The organism is Bartonella sp. PS17NMGDW (assembly GCF_042193555.1).
GTDB classification, from domain to species: domain Bacteria; phylum Pseudomonadota; class Alphaproteobacteria; order Rhizobiales; family Rhizobiaceae; genus Bartonella; species Bartonella grahamii.
This window is the reverse complement of record NZ_JBHILY010000057.1, coordinates 1-1,667: the sequence shown is the minus strand read 5'-3', so window position 1 is coordinate 1,667 and position 1,667 is coordinate 1. Positions and strand designations below refer to the sequence as shown.

At 42.9% G+C, this 1,667-nt stretch carries 1 pseudogene; it reads right to left on the bottom strand.

The annotated features are described in order from the left end of the window. Positions 1–197 precede the first annotated feature (197 nt). Positions 198–1,661, bottom strand: a pseudogene (locus tag ACFIJK_RS09155) (cbb3-type cytochrome c oxidase subunit I); the annotation flags it as partial. Positions 1,662–1,667: the final 6 nt, after the last annotated feature.

Below are 1,667 nucleotides of genomic sequence, written 5' to 3'. Positions count from 1 at the left end.
GATATATAGGGTTATAGCCTATAATTTGGTTTCGACAAAGCCATGAAATAGTTTTTCTAATATCTTATTGAAAAAGTTATAGGGGCTATAGGATTAGCTTGAAACCGGTTTTAGGGGGTTCGACTCCCTCCTTTTTCGTTTAGTTTAACATAGGCTGGTTCTTCAAATGTGTGATAAGGCGGGGGACAGCCATTTAATCATTCGAGGTTGGTGGGGGATTGTTCGGTCATTGATACCTTGCGTTTTGAGGCGAAGGCCTCTCAGATCATGTAGATTATTAGGATCACTGCTACTAGTGAAATAAAGGAGCCAATGGATGATAGAACATTTCATGCGGTATAAGCATCGGGGTAGTCAGAATAGCGTCGGGGTATTCCAGATAGGCCAAGGAAGTGTTGTGGAAAAAAGGTTAAATTTACACCTATGAATATAATAATAAAGTGGGCTTTGGCATAAGTTTGGTCTAATGTATAGCCTGAAAATAAAGGGAATCAGTGGATGAAGCCCCCTATAATGGCAAAAACAGCTCCTATTGACAGGACATAGTGGAAATGGGCGACAACATAGTACGTATCGTGTAGTACAATATCTAGGGATGAGTTTGCTAAGATAATACCGGTAAGGCCCCCTATGGTGAATAGAAAGATAAAGCCTAGGGCTCAAAGTATTGCGGCAGATCATTTGATATTGCCCCCATGAAGTGTAGCAAGTCAGCTGAAAACTTTAACTCCAGTAGGAATAGCAATGATTATGGTAGCAGAGGTGAAGTAAGCTCGTGTGTCTACATCTATGCCTACTGTAAATATATGGTGGGCTCATACAATAAATCCTAGGAACCCGATTGACATTATAGCCCAGGTCATACCTATATACCCAAATGGTTCTTTCTTCCCGGAGTAGTAAGTTACAATGTGGGAGATTATTCCGAATCCAGGGAGAATGAGGATGTAGACTTCAGGGTGGCCAAAGAATCAAAATAGGTGTTGGTATAGGATAGGGTCTCCCCCTCCAGTAGGATCAAAGAAGGTAGTGTTAAGGTTGCGGTCTGTTAATAGTATAGTAATGCCGGCAGCTAAGACTGGCAGGGAGAGGAGTAGTAGGATTGCTGTGATTAGGACAGATCAGACAAACAATGGGGTTTGATACTGGGATATGGCGGGGGGCTTCATGTTGATAATGGTAGTGATGAAGTTGATAGCTCCTAGGATAGAGGAAATCCCTGCTAGGTGGAGGGAGAAAATAACTAAGTCTACGGAGGCCCCTGGATGAGAGAGGTTTCCTGCTAAGGGGGGATATACTGTTCAACCTGTTCCGGCGCCAGCCTCGATTATGGTTGATGCCATTAGCAGCAGGAAAGAGGGGGGAAGAAGTCAGAAGCTTATATTATTTAGACGGGGGAATGCTATGTCAGGAGCACCAATTATCAAGGGTACTAGTCAGTTCCCGAACCCTCCAATTATAATGGGTATAACTATGAAGAAAATTATAACAAATGCATGGGCTGTCACAATGACATTATAGATATGGTCACTACCTAGTAAACTACCGGGTTGGCCTAGTTCAGCTCGAATGAGAAGACTTAGAGCTGTGCCTATGATTCCAGCTCATGCGCCGAATAGTAGGTATAGAGTTCCGATGTCTTTGTGGTTTGTTGAAAAGAGTCAACG